Genomic DNA, 15,772 nt, shown 5'->3' on the forward strand with positions numbered 1-15,772 from the left:
GTATCGACTTTGTGAGCAACTGTGACCGGACGGCAGACCATTCCAGTTTGCCGCCGTCGCGGCCCGCGGCCGGCGAGTGCGGCACGGACCGCGTTCGCGCGAATTGTTGCGCAGCCCCGGCTGCATGGCAACGGCCGTTCGTCGCTCGGCCGCGCGGCGCGTGCGGCGAACGGCTTCGACAAATCGCACAAACAATGCACACAGAGTCCGCGCGCGCGGGCGACTAGGCTGCGCGCACCTGGCGCACCGCACGACTTCGACGGTCGCGAAAAGGGACTTTCGCGGTCTGTCGATCGGGCGGCGCGCCAGGCGACTAGTCGCGGGCAAGACGCCCGAGGAGGACAAGGTGGACCGGAGAAGAAGAAAAGCGGTATCGGCGGCACTGACCGGAACCGGCATCGCGGTCGTCATCGTCGCGGCGATCGCCGGAATCAAGGCGCTTCAGATCGCGGCGATCGGCGAGGCGTTCGCCACGCAAGTCGCCCCGCCCACGCCGGTCAACAGCGTCGACGTGGAGCGGCGGCCGTGGCAACGGCAGGTGTCGTCCGTGGGGTCGGTGGTCGCGGTGCAGGGCACGGAGGTCAGCACCGAAGCCGACGGCGTCGTGCGCGAGATTTTGTTCGAGCCGGGATCGGAGGTCCAAGCCGGCGACGCGCTCGTGAGGCTCGACGACGAGATCGAGCAGAGCCAGCTCCGCGCCGCGGAGGCGGCAGCCCACCTCGCGCTCCTGACGTTCGAGCGGGCGAAGCGGCTGATCGCGGAGAACGCGATCTCGCGCTCCGAGCTCGAGTCGGCCGAAGCCGCCTGGAAGCAGGCGAACGCGGAAGTGGACAACCTCCGCGCGGTGATCGCGAAGAAGGTCGTGCGGGCGCCGTTCGCGGGCAAGCTCGGCATCCGCCGCGTGAGCATCGGGGATTTCCTGACGAAAGGAACGCCGGTCGTGTCGTTGCAGTCCCTCGACCCGGTGTTCGTCGAGTTTTCCGTGCCGCAACGGCGGCTCGGCGAGCTCGCGGCGGGCCAGCGGGTCGTCGCGACGGTCGATGCCTATGCCGACGAACGGTTCACCGGAGAGATCACGGCGATCGAGCCGCAGGTGGATCGCGCGACCCGCAACGTCCGCGTCCAGGCGACGTTCCCGAACGGCGACCGGCGGCTGCGGCCCGGCATGTTCGTGTCAGTGGACGTGCTGCTCGAGCGCGCCGATCCCGTGCTCGTGATTCCGGCGACCGCGGTCGTGCACGCGCCGCACGGCGACTCCGTGTTCGTGATCGAGCCGGCCGAGTCGGCCGGCGGCGACGGGCTGGTCGTGACCGAGCGTCCGGTGCAGCTCGGCGCACGCCGCGGCGATTTCGTGGTCGTCGAGAGCGGCGTCGCGGAGCACGAGCGGATCGTCGCGACCGGCGTCTTCAAGCTGAGCGCCGGCATGCCCGTCGTCGTCGATAACGGGCTTCGGCCCGAGTTCGCGCTCTCGCCGAGCCCCGGCAACGGCTGACAAAGGCGGGGCCGAAGCCGGGCAATGAAACGAATGAAGGAGCTGCGCCCATGAAGAGCTTCACCGACGCCTTCGTCGGCCGGCCGGTGCTCGCGATCGTCGTGAGCGCCGTGATCGTGATCGCGGGCCTGAACGCGTGGTCGTCGCTGAGCGTGCGCCAATATCCGCGCAGCGACAACGCGGTCGTGAACATCTCTACCGTGTACGTCGGCGCCAGCGCGGAGGTCGTGCGCGGTTTCGTCACGAGCGCGATCGAGCGCGCGATCGCGTCGGTCGACGGCATCGAGTACGTCGAGTCGAAGAGCCTGCTCGGCCTCTCGCTCGTGAGCGCACGGCTGAAGCTCAACTACGACCCGACCAAGGCCCTCGTCGACATCACGGCGAAGGTGAACCAAGTGCGCAACGAGCTGCCCGCGGAAGCCGAGATTCCGTCGATCAGCGTGCAAAGCGCGGACTCGGACTTCGCGGCGGCCTACCTGAGCTTCTCGTCGAGCACGCGCTCGCAGAGCGAGATCACCGATTATCTCGTGCGCAGCGTGCAGCCGCGGCTCGCGGCGCTCACCGGCGTTCAGGACGTGCAAATTTTCGGCGCGCGGACCTATGCGATGCGCGTGTGGCTCGATCCGGACCGCATGGCGGCCTTCGACGTGAGCCCGGCGGACGTGCGCGCGGCGCTCGCGGCCAACAACTATCTCGCCGCGGTCGGCAGCACGAAGGGCGCACTGGTCCAGGTCAACCTGACGGCGAACACCGATCTGCACACGGCCGAGGAGTTTCGACGGCTCGTGATCCGGCGGGAGAACGGTGCGCTCGTGCGGCTCGGGGACGTCGCGGAGGTCGAGCTCGGCGCCGAGGACTACGACACGCGCGTGACGATGAACGGCCAGTCCGCGGTGTTCGTCGGCATCCTGACGCTCCCGACCGCCAACACGATCGAGGTGATCGATCGGGTCCGGTCCGAGCTCGCGGAGATTCGCCGCGACCTGCCGAGCGGCATCGAGGCCGACATCGCGTACGACGCATCCGAGTACATCGAGAACGCGATCAGCGAGGTCGAAGGCACGCTCGTCGACACGCTCATGATCGTCGTGCTCGTGATCTTCCTGTTTCTGGGGTCTATGCGGTCTGTGCTGGTGCCGCTGGTCGCGATTCCCGTCTCGCTGATCGGCGGCGTTTTTCTCATGCAGGTCTTCGGCTTTACGCTGAACCTGCTCACGCTTCTCGCGATCGTGCTCGCGGTCGGCCTCGTCGTCGACGACGCGATCGTGATGGTCGAGAACGTCGAGCGGCACATCCGGCAGGGACTCGCTCCGCTGGAGGCGGCGCGGCGCGGCGCGCGCGAGCTGGCCGCCCCGATCGTTTCGATGACGATCACGCTCGCGGCGGTTTACACGCCGATCGGGCTGCAAGGCGGCCTCACGGGCGCGCTCTTCCGGGAGTTCGCGTTGACGCTTGCGGGCGCGGTCGCGATCTCGGGGATCGTCGCGCTCACGCTGTCGCCGATGATGGCGGCGAAGCTCCTGCGCTCCGATCGCGAGCGGCAGAGCTTCGCCGGCTGGGGCGCCTTCACCTTCGATCGGCTGCGGGACGCGTATGGCGGCGCCCTCGACCGCACGCTGCGATCGCGGCCGGCGGTTTACGCCGTGTGGGCCGTGCTGAGCCTGCTCGCGGTGCCGATGTACATGCTCTCGCCGAAGGAGCTCGCGCCGCTCGAGGACCAAGGCTTCGTGTTCGGCATCATTCAGAACCAGGCGAACGCGTCCGCCGATCAGAAGGCGCACTACGGACGCGCGGTCGAGCAGGTGTTTCTCGACGCGCCGGAGCGCGATCTCACGTTCCAGCTGCTGCTGTCGCCGACCGACCCGATGAGCGTCGCGCAAGGCGTGGGCGGCTTCGGCGGCATGGTGCTGAAGCCATGGAGCGAGCGCGAGCGCAGCGTCGCCGAGATCCTGCCGGAGATCCAGGCGCGACTCGCGGCGATTCCCGGCCTGCAGGTGTATGCCGGCCGCCCGCCGGCGCTGCCCGGCGGCAGCAACTACCCGGTCGAGATGGTCATCACGTCGACGGCCGAGCCCGAGGAGATGCTCGAGTTCGCGCTCGAGCTTCGGCGGAGAGCCGCGGAGAGCGGCGTCTTCTACTATCCGCCGGAAATCGATTTGAAGTACGACCAGCCGCAGACCGAGATCGTGATCGACTATGACAAAGCGGCGGCGCTCGGTCTGAGCAACGCGCAGATCGGCGCGGATCTCGCGGCCGCGCTCGGCGGGAACTACGTCAACCGCTTCAACATCGACGGGCGCGCGTACAAGGTCATTCCGCAGATCGAGCGCGCGGAGCGTCTGACGCCGGAGCAGCTGCAGAACATTTTCGTGACCGGACCGCAAGGCGAGCTCGTGCCGCTCGCGACGATCGCGACGCTCCGGGATACGACCGTGCCGCGGTCGCTGAACCGCTTCCAGCAGCTGAATGCGATCAAGCTTTCGGGCATGACCGCGCAGATCGATGCGGGCCTCAAAGTCCTGGAGGCCGCGGCGAAGGAGATTCTGCCGCCGGGCTACACGGTCGACTACACCGGCGAATCGCGGCAGCTGCGCACGGAGGGCGGCAAATTCTTACCGGCGCTCGGGCTCGCGGTCCTCGCGATCTTTCTCGTGCTCGCGGTGCAATTCAACTCGTTCCGGGATCCGCTCGTGATCCTGCTCGGGTCCGTGCCGCTCGCGATGTTCGGCGCGCTGATCTTCACCGTCCTGAAGATGCCCGACATCGGTCTGCCCTACTTCACGGACGGCTGGACGACGACGATGAACATCTACGCGCAGGTCGGGCTCGTCACGCTCGTCGGCCTGGTCGCGAAGAACGGCATCCTGATCGTCGAGTTCGCGAACAAGATGCAGGTGCTCGGAAAGAGCAAGCTCGAAGCCGTGAGAGAGGCGGCGATCACGCGTCTGCGCCCGGTGCTGATGACGTCGGTCGCTACCGTGGCGGGCCATTTCCCGCTCACGCTGGTCGACGGCCCCGGTGCCGCGGCGCGGAACTCCATCGGGCTCGTGCTCGTCGGCGGCATGACGATCGGCACGATCTTCACGCTGTTCGTCGTCCCCGCGCTCTACGTGCTGCTCGCCAAGGAGCACCGCGAGGTCCGCACGCCGGCCCCCGCTCTGGCCGGCGCAAACGCCTGAAAAAAGGCGTCTCCGCAAGAAAGGGTGTCTGACACTGAAAAAAGTGTCAGACACCTTTTTCGGAAAAATCGTGTCTGACACGATTTTTCCTGCGCCCGGTCACGGTGGAATTCGGTGCGCGGGCCTAGAGTGGCGCCATGGGGTTTCCACGGCATCTGGCCGCCGCGCTGCTCGTCCTGCTTGCGGCCTGCGGCGAGCCTCCGCGCTACGACCCGCTGCCGGCCGGTGCGGTCGTGCTCGCGTTCGGCGACAGCGTCACGTACGGCACGGGCGCCGGGCGGGGCGAAAGCTACCCCTCGGTCCTCGCCGACCTCACCGGGTGGCAGATCGTGAACGCGGGAATCCCCGGTGACACGGCCCAAGAAGCCGCCGAGCGGATCTCGGGCGCGCTCCGGGAGGCGCGTCCGGCCGTTGCGATCATCGAGCTCGGCGGCAACGATTTCCTTCAGCGCCGCCCGGCGAGCGGCGTCAAGGAAGATCTTCGCGCGATCGTCACCGCCGTGCGCGATACCGGGGCGATACCGGTGCTGATCAGCGTGCCGGAGCTCTCGCTCTTCGGCGCCGTCACCGGCCGGCTCGGCGACTCGCCGATCTACGCCGCGCTCGCCGACGAGGAAAACGTGCTGCTGGTCGACGAGGTGTTCGCCGACGTCCTCTCCGACGCCGCGCTCCGCTCGGACCGCATCCATCCGAACGCCGCCGGCTACCGCATCATGGCCGAGCGAATCGCGTCAGACCTCGCCCGCGCGGGCTTGCTCGCAGGCTTCAGCGAGTAGCGCCGAGCGCAACCACGCCGCGCATTCCCTTTTTCGCCTCTTCAGCCCTCATTCGCCCCTGCCCTGCGCCCGGCTGCAGGAGCCCACCGTGCCGGGAGCCGGCTTTCAGAGTCCGCCGATCGCTTCGGGACCTTCCGATGGCACGACCTTTGCGTCAGTCGGGAGAGGGTCGATGACACGAGGAGTTTGGCATGAGCGGAAAATCAAAGGCTTATGCAACAGCATTCGCCGCCGCGATCGCGCTCGGCTGCGGCGTCGTTCATGGTCAGCAGAGCGAAAGCGAAAACGAGGACACAACGGCGACGCGCGAGGCGGACGACGAGAGCCGGACTGCCGAGCGCCTCGACGACATCGTTCGAATGGCGGAAGAGGCGATCGAGGAGCTGCGCGAGCGTAATCCGACCGCGGCGCGCGAAATGGAGCAGGCTTACGGCTACGCGGTCTTCGACACGACGCAGGGCGGGCTCATTCTCACCGGCGCCGGCGGCACGGGCGTGGCCAGGCCTTTCGCGGGCGGGGATGTCACGTTCATGCGCGTCGGCGCGGCCGGAGTCGGCATCGGAGTCGGATTTCAGAACTACAGGCTGGTGCTGCTGATCGCCGACGAGCAAACCTACCGCGACTTCGTCTCGGGGCTGTGGGACGGAAATCTCTCCGCGCACGCGGTCGCCGGGGACGAGGGCGTTGCGGCCGTCGAGCAGTTTCTCGGCGGCATTCGTGCGTATCGCTTGACCGACGGCGGGCTCATGGCTCAGGTGGACGCGATCGGCCAGCGGTTCTGGCCGGCCGATGCGTTGAACGATGCGGCGGAGCTGCGGGAGCTGCGCGCTGCGGCCGGACGCGCACCGCCCGAGGAAAGCGAAACGGTACAGGTCGCCGAAGCGGAGCCCGAGACCGAAACGGAGCCCTTTGCCGAGTCGGAAACCGAACCCTCCGCGGAGGCGGAAGCCGAAGCCGAGGCAGCGGCCGTGGAGACCGGAGAGCCGCATCCCGAGCGGCTCGACGAGCTCGCGGCGGAGCACGAGGATCTCGGCACGTTCATCGCCGCGGTGCAGGCCGCCGGGATGGCGGATGCGCTCACGGGCGACGTGCCCTACACGCTCCTCGCGCCGACGAACGAGGCGTTCGAGTCCACGTCCGGAATGACGCGCGAAGAATTGCTTGCGCCCGAGAACCGCGCGGAGCTCGTGCGGCTGCTGCGCGCCCACATCATCGCCGACGATATGGATCGGCAAATGGCGGAGAATCTTTCCGAGGCCAGAACGATCGACGGCGGCACCGTACCGGTGGACATGGAGGGCGAGCGGTTTTCGATCGGCGATGCGACGGTGGTCGAACCGGACATCGAAAGCGGCAATCTCAGGGTGCAGGTGATCGACGAGGTGCTCGGCCGCGGTCGTACGCAAGTCGCGGCAGCACCGGAGAACGAAATCGAGCCCGACTCGGAGTCGGAACCGGAGGACGCGGAGGAGGCCCCGGGGAGCACCGAGCCGCAGGACGTCGCGGAGCCGCAGGACGTCGCGGAGCCGCAGGACGTCGCGGAGCCGCAGGATGCCGCGGAGCCGCAGGACGAGGAAGCCGAGCCGGTCGACTCCTCGGACGGGGCCGGCGCGGCGCCGCCCGGAAGCAGCGGGTTGCGTTGACGGCTGAGCCCTCGATCGCGCGCGGGGACGTACCGGGGACGCCCGAGACCGGCAACGATGTGGCAGCGGCCGTCAGGCTGATCAGCGCCCGCCCCCGCCCGTCCGGATGGACGGGCGGAGAGCGGACACGACGCCTCAGTTCTCGAGCTCCACCTCCTCGGCGGTGATGGCACCGTTGCTCGGCGTGCCGTCGACCTCGACGAGCCGGCCGTCGGCCTCGCCGAAGAACGCCGCCGCGTCGATCGGCGCATCGTCCACGTCGCGGAACCGGGTGGCGCCGCTCGTCAGTATCGTGACGCCGAGGATCACGAGGTTCGGCTGGGTCACGGAATCCACGAATCCGCGCAGCTCGACCTCGTCCTCGGGATCCTCCCGCTCGAGCAGTGTCGCAACGACGCCTGCGCCGTCCTCGAACCCGCGCACTTCCACGTAGTCGCCGACCGCCACGTCGGCGAGCGTGAACGGCTCGACGTCGGCGTTGCTCTGGTCCTCCATTCGCGTGAATGCGTCGACCCGGACGTCGACGCCGAGCACCGTCAGGGTGTCGGTGCCGACGTCCTCCACCGTCGCCGTGATCCGGATGAAGTTGGACAGCTTCAGCTCGACCTCGTCGGCGACGACGACGCCTTCCTGGTTCAGCTCGCCTTCGACCTCGACCTTGCGGTTCAAGCCGAGATCCGCGCTCGAGCCGTTCTCGAACCTCGTCCCGGCGTCCGTCGTCACGGGAACGCCTTCGACATCGAAGTCCGAGGCCGACACGAACCGCGTGATGAAGCCCTCGATCTCGACGCGGTCGCCGGCATCGCCGGGCAGGCCGTCATCCTTCCGCTCGACGCGCGTCGCGAGCAGCTCGCCGTCCGGACCGAGCGCCGTGCCCTTCGCCTCGACGAGCTGCCCGTTCTCCGGTCCGCCGGCGGGGAAGTCCTGGAGCATCGCCGCGCCGTAGTCGACGACGAGATCGCCGATCCGGAACGTGAGCGCCGCGGTGTCGAGAGCGCTGACGGTGCCCGTGACTTCGAGCTCGCCGCCGGGCGCCTTCGGCTCGATGCGCGTGGCGCTGGTGCTATCGTCGGCGAGGATGAAGCCCGCGACCTCGACGATGTCGCCCGTCTCGAGGCCCTCGAGGGACGCGGGCGTGATGCGGTCGTCGAAAGACGTATCGGCATCGACGCGCACGAGCCGGCCGAGGACCACGAGCGTGCCGGCCGCGAGATCGATCTCGCCGATCGGGCCCTCGACCACGTCGTCGAACACGACGCTCGATGCAGTGCCGGTCGTCCCGTCCTCGCTCAACGTGCCTTCGACGACCACGACGTCGCCGACGGCGAGATCGGCTTGCGTGCCCGCGACGCCGTCGACGAGGATCGACGCGCGGTCGGTCTCGAAGTGCACGCCGTTCACGACGATGCTGCCGAAGCCGGTGATCGTGCCCCGCGACACGACGTCCGCCGCTCCAGGCGCGCCGCCCGCGTCGATTCCTGCAATCTCTCCGCCGTCACCACCGCCGCCGCATGCGGCGAGGAATGCGCCCGCAAGCGCGGCGGCCGTTCCGATACGTTTCATGGGATTTTCCTCTGATCGGTGTCGTCCTGAATCCAGTAGACGCCGAGGCCTAGCCGAATGCCGGGTCCGTCGTCTGCCGAGTGCTCGTGCGCCGTAAGCCAGGCGTCGACCCGCTCGAGAAACGCCTGCGCCTCAGCTTCGATGAACTTGCGAAACTCGGCAACGGCGCTCGCCGGCATGTGCGTGTTGGTCGCGCGCCGCTCGAAGCGGGCGGGCTCGCCGTTGCGCGGATGCAGATTGTGCTCGACGGTGCGCGCGAGATCGGCGAGCACGCTGCCGGAGCGCAAGACTCGCTCGGGATCCGTCGCGACCGGCAAGTAGTAACGGGTTCGCGCCACCACCCGGCCGTCCGGCAGCTCCTCGACGGCGCCGACATGGCGCAGCTCCTTCAGCATCGTGGTGGCGGGGACGTCGGCCGCATAGCGCGCGCACAGCCGTTCGAACGACGCGCCCTCGCCGGCGAGTGGCAGTGGCCGCGGTGCGCCCGCGCCGTCGGAGAACTCTTCGTTCTGGTACCAGCCGGACAGCACCCGCGTCGCGTGATTCATGCGCCCGAAGGTCTCCGATTCGTCCTGCGGAGGACGTTCGCGAAGCCGCCTTACCTCGCGCCGGGTGAGCCCGGTCAGGATCGCCACACGAGAGACGTTCGTCGGCCGACCTCGGATACCGAAGCTCTCGGTCGCAACCTCGACATAGGTCGACTTGCCGACGGCGGCGAGCTCCTTCCAGTCGATGCCGTCCCGCAGCAGGATGCGGGCCACGGGCCGGAAGAGCAGACGAAAGGCCGCTAGGGCCGGGTTCTTCTTGCATTCCATATATGGGATGTTTTATCCCATATACGGCCTCAAGCGTCAAGGCGGGCATCGGCTTTGCACGCGCCGACCGAGCCGCGGAGGCGGGCGCGTGCTTGCGTTTCGCTGACCAACGCGGTGCGATATCGGTGAACGGAGTCCCGGGAGCGGAGACGGCATGGCAAAGGGGTGGGCGAACGAGGATGCGGCGCTCGAGCAGATCGATGCGACCGTCGAGGACGGCGTGAGCCGCGCGCGGAGCCGCCTCCCCCAGGGGCCGGGTCTTTCGCACTGCGGGGACTGCGGGGCCGAGATTCCGGAGGCACGGCGCAAGGCGGTTCCCGGCGTGCGCCTTTGCGTACCGTGCCAGGAAGCGCGCGATCGGACGGACGTCCCGTTCAGCGGCTACAACCGCCGCGGCAGCAAGGACAGCCAGCTTCGGTGAGCGGAGCTCCGAGCGGCCGCCCGTAGGTTTGCGAAAGGCGGGCCGCGCCGATCGCGGACACCCCGACCGGCACGGGCCGGTGGCGCTTCGATATCGGTACAACAGGTCGAGGGCTTTCCGATGGCGATCGAGCTGAACCACACCATCGTTCCCGCGCGCGACCCGCGCGCTTCGGCCGAGTTCCTCGCCGAGATCCTGGGCCTCGATCCTCCGGTGCGCTTCGGCCCGTTCTGGGCCGTCGCGCTTCACAACGGCGTCACGCTCGATTACCAGCGCTCCGACGAGCAGATTCCGATCGAGCATTACGCTTTTCTCGTCGGCGAAAGCGAATTCGACTCGATCTTCGCACGCATCCGGGCGCGGGGACTCACGTATTGGGCGGACCCGGCGCATATGCGTGCATTCGAGATCAACCGAAACGACGGCGGCCGGGGCGTGTACTGGAACGATCCGGACGGGCACTACTTGGAAATCATCACGCGCCCTTACGGGAGCGGCGGCGCGGGCCCGGAATGATCTGGCGGCAGCGCCTTTCGGCGCGGCGAATCGAGGACGGGAGGCTCCGTCCCGCGACTCGCGACGTCACCGAGTCACCAAATGTGCACGCGCTGCTCGGGCGGGAGGTAAAGCGCGTCACCCGGCTCGACGTCGAAAGCGTCGTACCACGCATCCTGGTTGCGCACCACGCCGTTGACGCGGAACTCGGCCGGTGAGTGCGGATCCGACGTGAGGCGCGAGATCAGCGCGTCCTCGCGAATCTTGCTCCGCCACACCTGCGCCCACGCGAGGAAAAAGCGCTGGTCTCCGGTGAGACCGTCGATGACCGGCGCCTCCTCGCCGCCGAGGGCGAAATGATAGGCACGGTAGGCGATGGAGAGCCCGCCCACATCGCCGATGTTCTCGCCGAGGGTGAAGCGCCCGTCGATGAAGTGACCCGTCACGGGCTCGTAGCCCGCGTACTGCTCGGCCAGCATCGCGGTCATCTCGTCGAACGCCGCGCGCACCGTGTCCGTCCACCAGTTGCGCTGCACGCCGCGGTAGTCGAACTTCGAGCCCTGGTCATCGAATCCGTGCCCCATCTCGTGGCCGATCACGCCGCCGATCGCGCCGTAGTTGACGGCGAGATCCGCATTGGGATCGAAGAACGGCGCCTGCAGGATCGCCGCGGGAAACACGATCTCGTTGAAAGACGCGTTGTAGTACGCGTTCACCGTCTGCGGCGTCATCCCCCACTCTTCACGGTCGGTGGGACGCCCCAGGCGGTCGATCAAGTCCTGATAGAAGAAGTCGTGGACATTGCGGGCGTTGCCGAACAGGTCGTCTGCGGTTATCTCGATCGAGGACAGATCCTTCCAGACGTCGGGATAGCCGATCTTCGGCCGGAAGGATTCGAGCTTCATCATGGCCTCGCGCTTCGTGGCCTCGTCCATCCAGTCGTTTTCCTCGATGCTCTGCGCGAGAGCACGCCGCAGATTCTCGACCAGCTCTTCCATCTGCCGCTTCGAGGACTCCGGGAAGTAGCGCTCGACGTAGACGCGGCCCAAGGCTTCGCCGAGGCTGTTGATCGCACCCACCAGCGCCACTCCCCTCTCCCATCGTTCCCGCTGCTCGGGAGTCCCGTTCAGCACGGTGCCGTAGAAGCGGAAGCGCTCGGCGTCGATCTCCTCCGAGAGCAGAGCCGCATGGTTCGCGATCAGCGTGTAGGCGAGGTACGCCTTCCAGTCGTCGATCGAGACCTCGTCCACGAGGTCGATCGTCGGCTGCATGGCGCTCGGGTAGTTGACGTTCAGATCGGTGAGCCCCTGGATGCCGGCGGCCGCAAAATACGCATCCCAGTCGAAGCCCGGATACGCCGCCTTGAAGTCGTCGTACGACATCGGGTTATGGGTCAGATCGCGGTTCCGGCGCTGATCCCGCGGCCACATGATCTCGGCGATGCGTGTTTCGACGGCCAGCACCGAACGGGCCATCGCCTCCGTATCCGCAAAGCCGGCGAAGCCGAGCATCCGGGAGATGTGCCGGACGTATTCGTCCCGCACCTCGACGAAGCGGGGCGCGTCCTCGAGGTAGTAGTCGCGGTCGGGCAGGCTGATGCCGGTGACGAGCAGGCTCAGCTGATGGCGGTCGGGATTCACACGGTCCGCATCCACGTCGAAGCCGAACGGCGTGCCGGTCCCCTCGCGGCGCGCGCGGCCGAACGCCTGCACGAGCTCCGCCCGGCTCGAGATCGCCTCGATCGCGGCGAGCTGCCCCTCGAGCGGCCGAAAGCCGAGCGCGTTGAGCGTGTCGACGTTCATGTAGCTCGAGTAGTAGTCCGCGATCTTCTGCTCGAACGACCCCGCCGGCGGCGTCTCCGCCACGAGATCCTCGATGATGCGCCGCACGCGCTCGTCGACGCGGTCGCTCAATCGATCGAAGACACCGTAGCGGCTCTTGTCGGCGGGGATTTCGAATTCGGCCAGCCAGCTGCCGTTCGCGTAGCGGAAGAAGTTATCGCCGGGATCGACGGACAGGTCGCGGCTCGACAGGTCGATCCCCCAGGCGCCGAGCTCCGCGGAGGTCGACGCCGAGGCGGCGTCGGGTTCCGGAACAGGAGCCGCCGTGACCGCGGCCGGCTCGGCCGCCGCTTGCGGGTCGGACGAATCGCATCCGGTCAGCGCGAGCACGAGCGCCGCGCAGAGCGCCGGCGATACGCCGCCCGCGGTTCCGCCGCAACCCCGGTCGGTGCTCCGCGTCATCATCGTCTCCCCTGTTCGACTGTCGCGCGGGGAGTGTAGCGTCTCTGCGCGCCGCTTCTCCACTGCGCGGCCCCAGCGCAGGCGGCCGTGGGTCGCGGCGCGGGCGACGGCGGGACGGGCGCGGGGCAAGCGCCGGGACGGGGCGCCGGCAAGCAACGGCACGGGCACGGGCGAGCGCTGGGACGGGCGCGGGCCGACGGGACCCGCCGGGGGTCGCGGCCGGGCGAGCCGCCCGGCCGCGGTAGCCGCTCGCCGCGGCGATCGGCCGCGACTAGTCCGGAATCTCGGCCTCGACGAGCTTCGCGAGCAGGGTCAGCGACTCCTGCCATCCCAGGTAGCACGCCTCGGCGGGAATCACGTCGGGTACGCCGTCCTGAACGATCGTGAGCTCGGTGCCGACCGACACTTTCCTGAGATCGATCGTGACCTGAATCTCCCCGGGCAGATTCGGATCTTCGAACTGGTCCGTGTAGCGGATGCGTTCGCCCGGCGTCAGCTCGAGCAAGCGGCCGCCGAAGGCATGGCTCTTGCCCGTCGTGAAGTTCGTGAACGACATCCTGTACGTGCCGCCGACCTTGGCATCCATGTGATGAACCTTCGCCGTGAAGCCGTTCGGCGGCAGCCATTTGACCATCGCGTCCGGATCGAGGAACGCTCGGTATACGCGCTCCGGCGCGGCCCGAAGAACGCGGTGCAGACGGATCGTGCTCGGCATGGTCGTCTCTCCTGGTGGTGGTTCGTTGGATAGTCGACCGGCGCCGAAGCGATTCGACATCCTCGCTGTTGCTGCGCCTGCCGCCGTCGCGGGGTCCCGAGCGCCGTCCTCACCACCGCTCCGGAGACGCACGCTCCCAGTCGCGGGCGAAAGAGGCCGGCACGCGGCTGCCGAGGAGCGCGCCCGGCTCGAGAAACTCGAAAGTTTCCGCGTAGCTTCGCGCCTGCCGGCCGTCGTGGCGGAAAATCAGCTCCGGAGACAGCCGCTCCGGCGCAGCCACGCCCATCGTGCCGAGAAGCTCGAGGAAGCTCGCGATCGTCGCGGCGTGGTAGCGGGCCACGCGCTGCCGCTTGTCCGTCACGTCGAGCGCCTCGTAGCGCGCGGGATTCTGCGTTGCGATGCCGACGGGGCATTGGTTCGTGTTGCAGCGCAGCGATTGAATACAGCCGAGCGCGAACATCATCGCACGCGCGCTGTTGCAAGCGTCGGCCCCGAGCGCGAGCTTGACGATCATGTCGAAGCCGCTCGCGACTTTTCCGCTCGCGATGATCCGCACGCGCTCGCGCAGGCCCGCGCCGACCAGCGCGTTACGCACGAAGACGAGCGCCTCGGTCAGCGGGAGCGCGAAATGGTTCGACAGCTCCGGCGGCGCGGCGCCCGTGCCGCCCTCGGCGCCGTCGACCGTGATGAAGTCCGGCGTGACGCCGGTCTCGAGCATCGCTTTGACCAGCGACAGGAACTCGCGGCGGCGTCCGATCGCGAGCTTCACGCCGACCGGCTTGTCGCCGGAGAGCTCGCGCAGCCGAACGACGAAGTCCAGCAATCCCCGCGGCCCGTCGAACGCGGTGTGCGCGGGCGGCGAGATGCAATCCTCGCCGAGCGCGACGTGCCGGGCGGCGGCGATCTCGGGCGTGACCTTCACGGCGGGCAGGATGCCGCCGTGGCCCGGTTTCGCACCCTGCGACAGCTTCACCTCGATCATCTTGACCTCGGGCCCGCGGGCGCAGTCGCGGAAGCTGCCGGGGTCGAAGCGCCCGGCGGAGTCGCAGCAGCCGAAGTAGCCCGTGCCGATCTGCCAGATCAGATCGCCGCCCATCCGATGGTACGGGCTCAAGCCGCCTTCTCCGGTGTTGTGTGCGAAGCCGCCGAGCTTCGCCGCGTGGTTGAGCGCGCTGATCGCGTGCGGGCTGAGGGCGCCGTAGCTCATCGCCGAGACGTTGAGCCGCGAGGCCGAATAGGGCTGCGCGCGCTCCGCGCCGAACAGCACACGCGCGTGCTCCGGGTCGACGCGGCACGGCGCGAGCGAATGGGCCGCGCTTTCGTAGCCTTCCCTCGACAATACGCGCCGCGTGCCGAACGGCAGCGTGCTGTCGACGCCTTTCGCGCGCCGGTAGATCAGGCTGCGCGTCTCTCGGTCGAACGGCTTGCCGCTCTCGTCGGTATGGATGAAGTACTGCTGGATCTCCGGGCGTATGTACTCGAAGAGATATCGGAAGTGTCCGATCAGCGGGTAATTGCGCAGCACCGTGTGGCGCGGGTTCAAGATGTCGTAGGCGCCGAGAGCGATCAGCGGGACGACGAGCCAAAGCGCGCCGAGCACGCCCGGCCAGAGCGGATAAATCGCGGCGACGCCGACCAGGCTCGCTGCCGACAGGGCATAGAAGTAATGGCGGACGACCAACGCCCGTGTGAAGTGTCGCAATCCTCGCACCGTCGACATCCTGGCGGCGGGCAAACTTTGAGCGGAAGGCGCCGCAAAAATCAAGGCCTATCCCCGAAAAGGTGTCAGACACCTTTTTTCAGCCGAAAAGGTGTCAGACACCATTTTTTCCGGAACGGTGTCAGACACCTTTTGCTAATTGCTCGCTTTTCCGAAAAAGGTGTCTGACACCTTTTTCTATCTGCCCGGACGGCGCGCTTCCACGGCCGACAACGGCGTCGCGACCTGCTCGAGCGGCCGGCCTTCGGCGTCGACGGCGAACACGAGCGCCACGAGGCCGCCGACGGCCATCAGTCCGGCGCCGACGAGATAGCCGATGAAGAGCGGCACCGGATTCTCGCCGCGGTTGGACGCCGCGACGAAGTAGCCGAAGAGCGCCGGCGCGATGACGCCGCCGAAGAACTGCGCGACGGCGAAGAAGAACGCGATCGCCTGCGCGCGAAACTCGATCGGAAATATCTCGCTCACCGTGAGATATCCGCTCGACGCGCCCGCGGACGCGAAGAAGAACACGACGCACCAGAGCAGCGTCTGCGTCAGAGCGTTCAATGCCTCGATGTAGAACAACCAGCCGCTGAGCGCGAGCAGCGCCGCGGACAGCAGATAGGTGCCCGAAATCATCGCGCGCCGCCCTCTCGTGTCGAACAGCTTGCCGAGGACCAGCGCACCGGCAAGATTGCCGAGGGCGAACGGGAACAAGAAATAGCCGA

The 15,772-nt window shown here is 68.0% G+C and carries 12 protein-coding genes; 6 read left to right on the forward strand and 6 right to left on the reverse strand.

The window, feature by feature from the left end; all coding sequences use genetic code 11:
• The first annotated feature begins 346 nt into the window (after positions 1–346).
• The 4 genes from VF329_15470 (at position 347) to VF329_15485 (ending at position 7,090) form a co-directional block, all read left to right on the forward strand.
• On the forward strand, positions 347–1,492 hold the full coding sequence (locus VF329_15470; protein ID HEX7082407.1) for an efflux RND transporter periplasmic adaptor subunit: 1,146 nt from the start codon (positions 347–349) through the stop codon (positions 1,490–1,492).
• A gap of 50 nt (positions 1,493–1,542) precedes the next feature.
• Positions 1,543–4,671 carry an efflux RND transporter permease subunit gene (locus tag VF329_15475; GenBank protein HEX7082408.1) on the forward strand — a complete coding sequence of 1,043 codons (3,129 nt, stop codon included), beginning with the start codon at positions 1,543–1,545 and terminating at the stop codon, positions 4,669–4,671.
• A gap of 137 nt (positions 4,672–4,808) precedes the next feature.
• Positions 4,809–5,447, forward strand: coding sequence for a GDSL-type esterase/lipase family protein (locus tag VF329_15480; protein HEX7082409.1), 639 nt, complete (start codon positions 4,809–4,811; stop codon positions 5,445–5,447).
• Between the two features lie 191 nt (positions 5,448–5,638).
• Positions 5,639–7,090, forward strand: coding sequence for a fasciclin domain-containing protein (locus tag VF329_15485; GenBank protein ID HEX7082410.1), 1,452 nt, complete (start codon positions 5,639–5,641; stop codon positions 7,088–7,090).
• Positions 7,091–7,225: 135 nt separating this feature from the next.
• Here VF329_15485 and VF329_15490 read toward each other — a convergent pair whose 3' ends face one another.
• Both VF329_15490 and VF329_15495 read right to left on the reverse strand, forming a co-directional pair.
• Complete coding sequence (locus VF329_15490) at positions 7,226–8,653, reverse strand: DUF5666 domain-containing protein (GenBank protein HEX7082411.1); 1,428 nt, start codon at positions 8,651–8,653, stop codon at positions 7,226–7,228.
• On the reverse strand, positions 8,650–9,468 hold the full coding sequence (locus VF329_15495) for a DUF6502 family protein (GenBank protein ID HEX7082412.1): 819 nt from the start codon (positions 9,466–9,468) through the stop codon (positions 8,650–8,652). Before VF329_15495 ends, VF329_15490 begins: the two co-directional genes overlap by 4 nt.
• Positions 9,469–9,622: 154 nt before the next feature.
• Between VF329_15495 and VF329_15500 the strand changes: the two genes are divergently transcribed.
• Both VF329_15500 and VF329_15505 read left to right on the forward strand, forming a co-directional pair.
• On the forward strand, positions 9,623–9,889 hold the full coding sequence (locus tag VF329_15500; GenBank protein ID HEX7082413.1) for a DksA/TraR family C4-type zinc finger protein: 267 nt from the start codon (positions 9,623–9,625) through the stop codon (positions 9,887–9,889).
• Positions 9,890–10,009: 120 nt separating this feature from the next.
• Positions 10,010–10,405 carry a VOC family protein gene (locus VF329_15505; GenBank protein ID HEX7082414.1) on the forward strand — a complete coding sequence of 132 codons (396 nt, stop codon included), beginning with the start codon at positions 10,010–10,012 and terminating at the stop codon, positions 10,403–10,405.
• A 74-nt stretch (positions 10,406–10,479) separates the two neighbouring features.
• Here the strand turns inward: VF329_15505 and VF329_15510 are convergent, their stop codons facing one another.
• From VF329_15510 to VF329_15525, 4 genes are all read right to left on the reverse strand, one after another.
• Positions 10,480–12,627, reverse strand: a complete 2,148-nt coding sequence (locus VF329_15510; protein HEX7082415.1) for a M13 family metallopeptidase — start codon at positions 12,625–12,627, stop codon at positions 10,480–10,482.
• 271 nt (positions 12,628–12,898) lie between these two features.
• Complete coding sequence (locus VF329_15515; GenBank protein ID HEX7082416.1) at positions 12,899–13,342, reverse strand: SRPBCC family protein; 444 nt, start codon at positions 13,340–13,342, stop codon at positions 12,899–12,901.
• 109 nt (positions 13,343–13,451) lie between these two features.
• Positions 13,452–15,053, reverse strand: coding sequence for an FMN-binding glutamate synthase family protein (locus tag VF329_15520; GenBank protein HEX7082417.1), 1,602 nt, complete (start codon positions 15,051–15,053; stop codon positions 13,452–13,454).
• A gap of 186 nt (positions 15,054–15,239) precedes the next feature.
• A partial coding sequence (locus tag VF329_15525; GenBank protein ID HEX7082418.1) for an MFS transporter occupies positions 15,240–15,772 on the reverse strand: 533 nt, incomplete at its 5' end.

Source organism: Gammaproteobacteria bacterium, from assembly GCA_036381015.1.
Taxonomy (GTDB): domain Bacteria; phylum Pseudomonadota; class Gammaproteobacteria; order Steroidobacterales; family Rariloculaceae; genus ZC4RG20.

Excerpts from the sequence above, each read along its gene's own strand:
- VF329_15500 (HEX7082413.1), top strand. The coding sequence starts at position 9,623 with ATGGCAAAGGGGTGGGCGAACGAGGATGCGGCGCTCGAGCAGATCGAT.
- VF329_15510 (HEX7082415.1), bottom strand. The coding sequence starts at position 12,627 with ATGACGCGGAGCACCGACCGGGGTTGCGGCGGAACCGCGGGCGGCGTA.
- VF329_15505 (HEX7082414.1), top strand. The coding sequence starts at position 10,010 with ATGGCGATCGAGCTGAACCACACCATCGTTCCCGCGCGCGACCCGCGC.
- VF329_15485 (HEX7082410.1), top strand. The coding sequence starts at position 5,639 with ATGAGCGGAAAATCAAAGGCTTATGCAACAGCATTCGCCGCCGCGATC.
- VF329_15475 (HEX7082408.1), top strand. The coding sequence starts at position 1,543 with ATGAAGAGCTTCACCGACGCCTTCGTCGGCCGGCCGGTGCTCGCGATC.
- VF329_15490 (HEX7082411.1), bottom strand. The coding sequence starts at position 8,653 with ATGAAACGTATCGGAACGGCCGCCGCGCTTGCGGGCGCATTCCTCGCC.
- VF329_15495 (HEX7082412.1), bottom strand. The coding sequence starts at position 9,468 with ATGGAATGCAAGAAGAACCCGGCCCTAGCGGCCTTTCGTCTGCTCTTC.
- VF329_15515 (HEX7082416.1), bottom strand. The coding sequence starts at position 13,342 with ATGCCGAGCACGATCCGTCTGCACCGCGTTCTTCGGGCCGCGCCGGAG.
- VF329_15480 (HEX7082409.1), top strand. The coding sequence starts at position 4,809 with ATGGGGTTTCCACGGCATCTGGCCGCCGCGCTGCTCGTCCTGCTTGCG.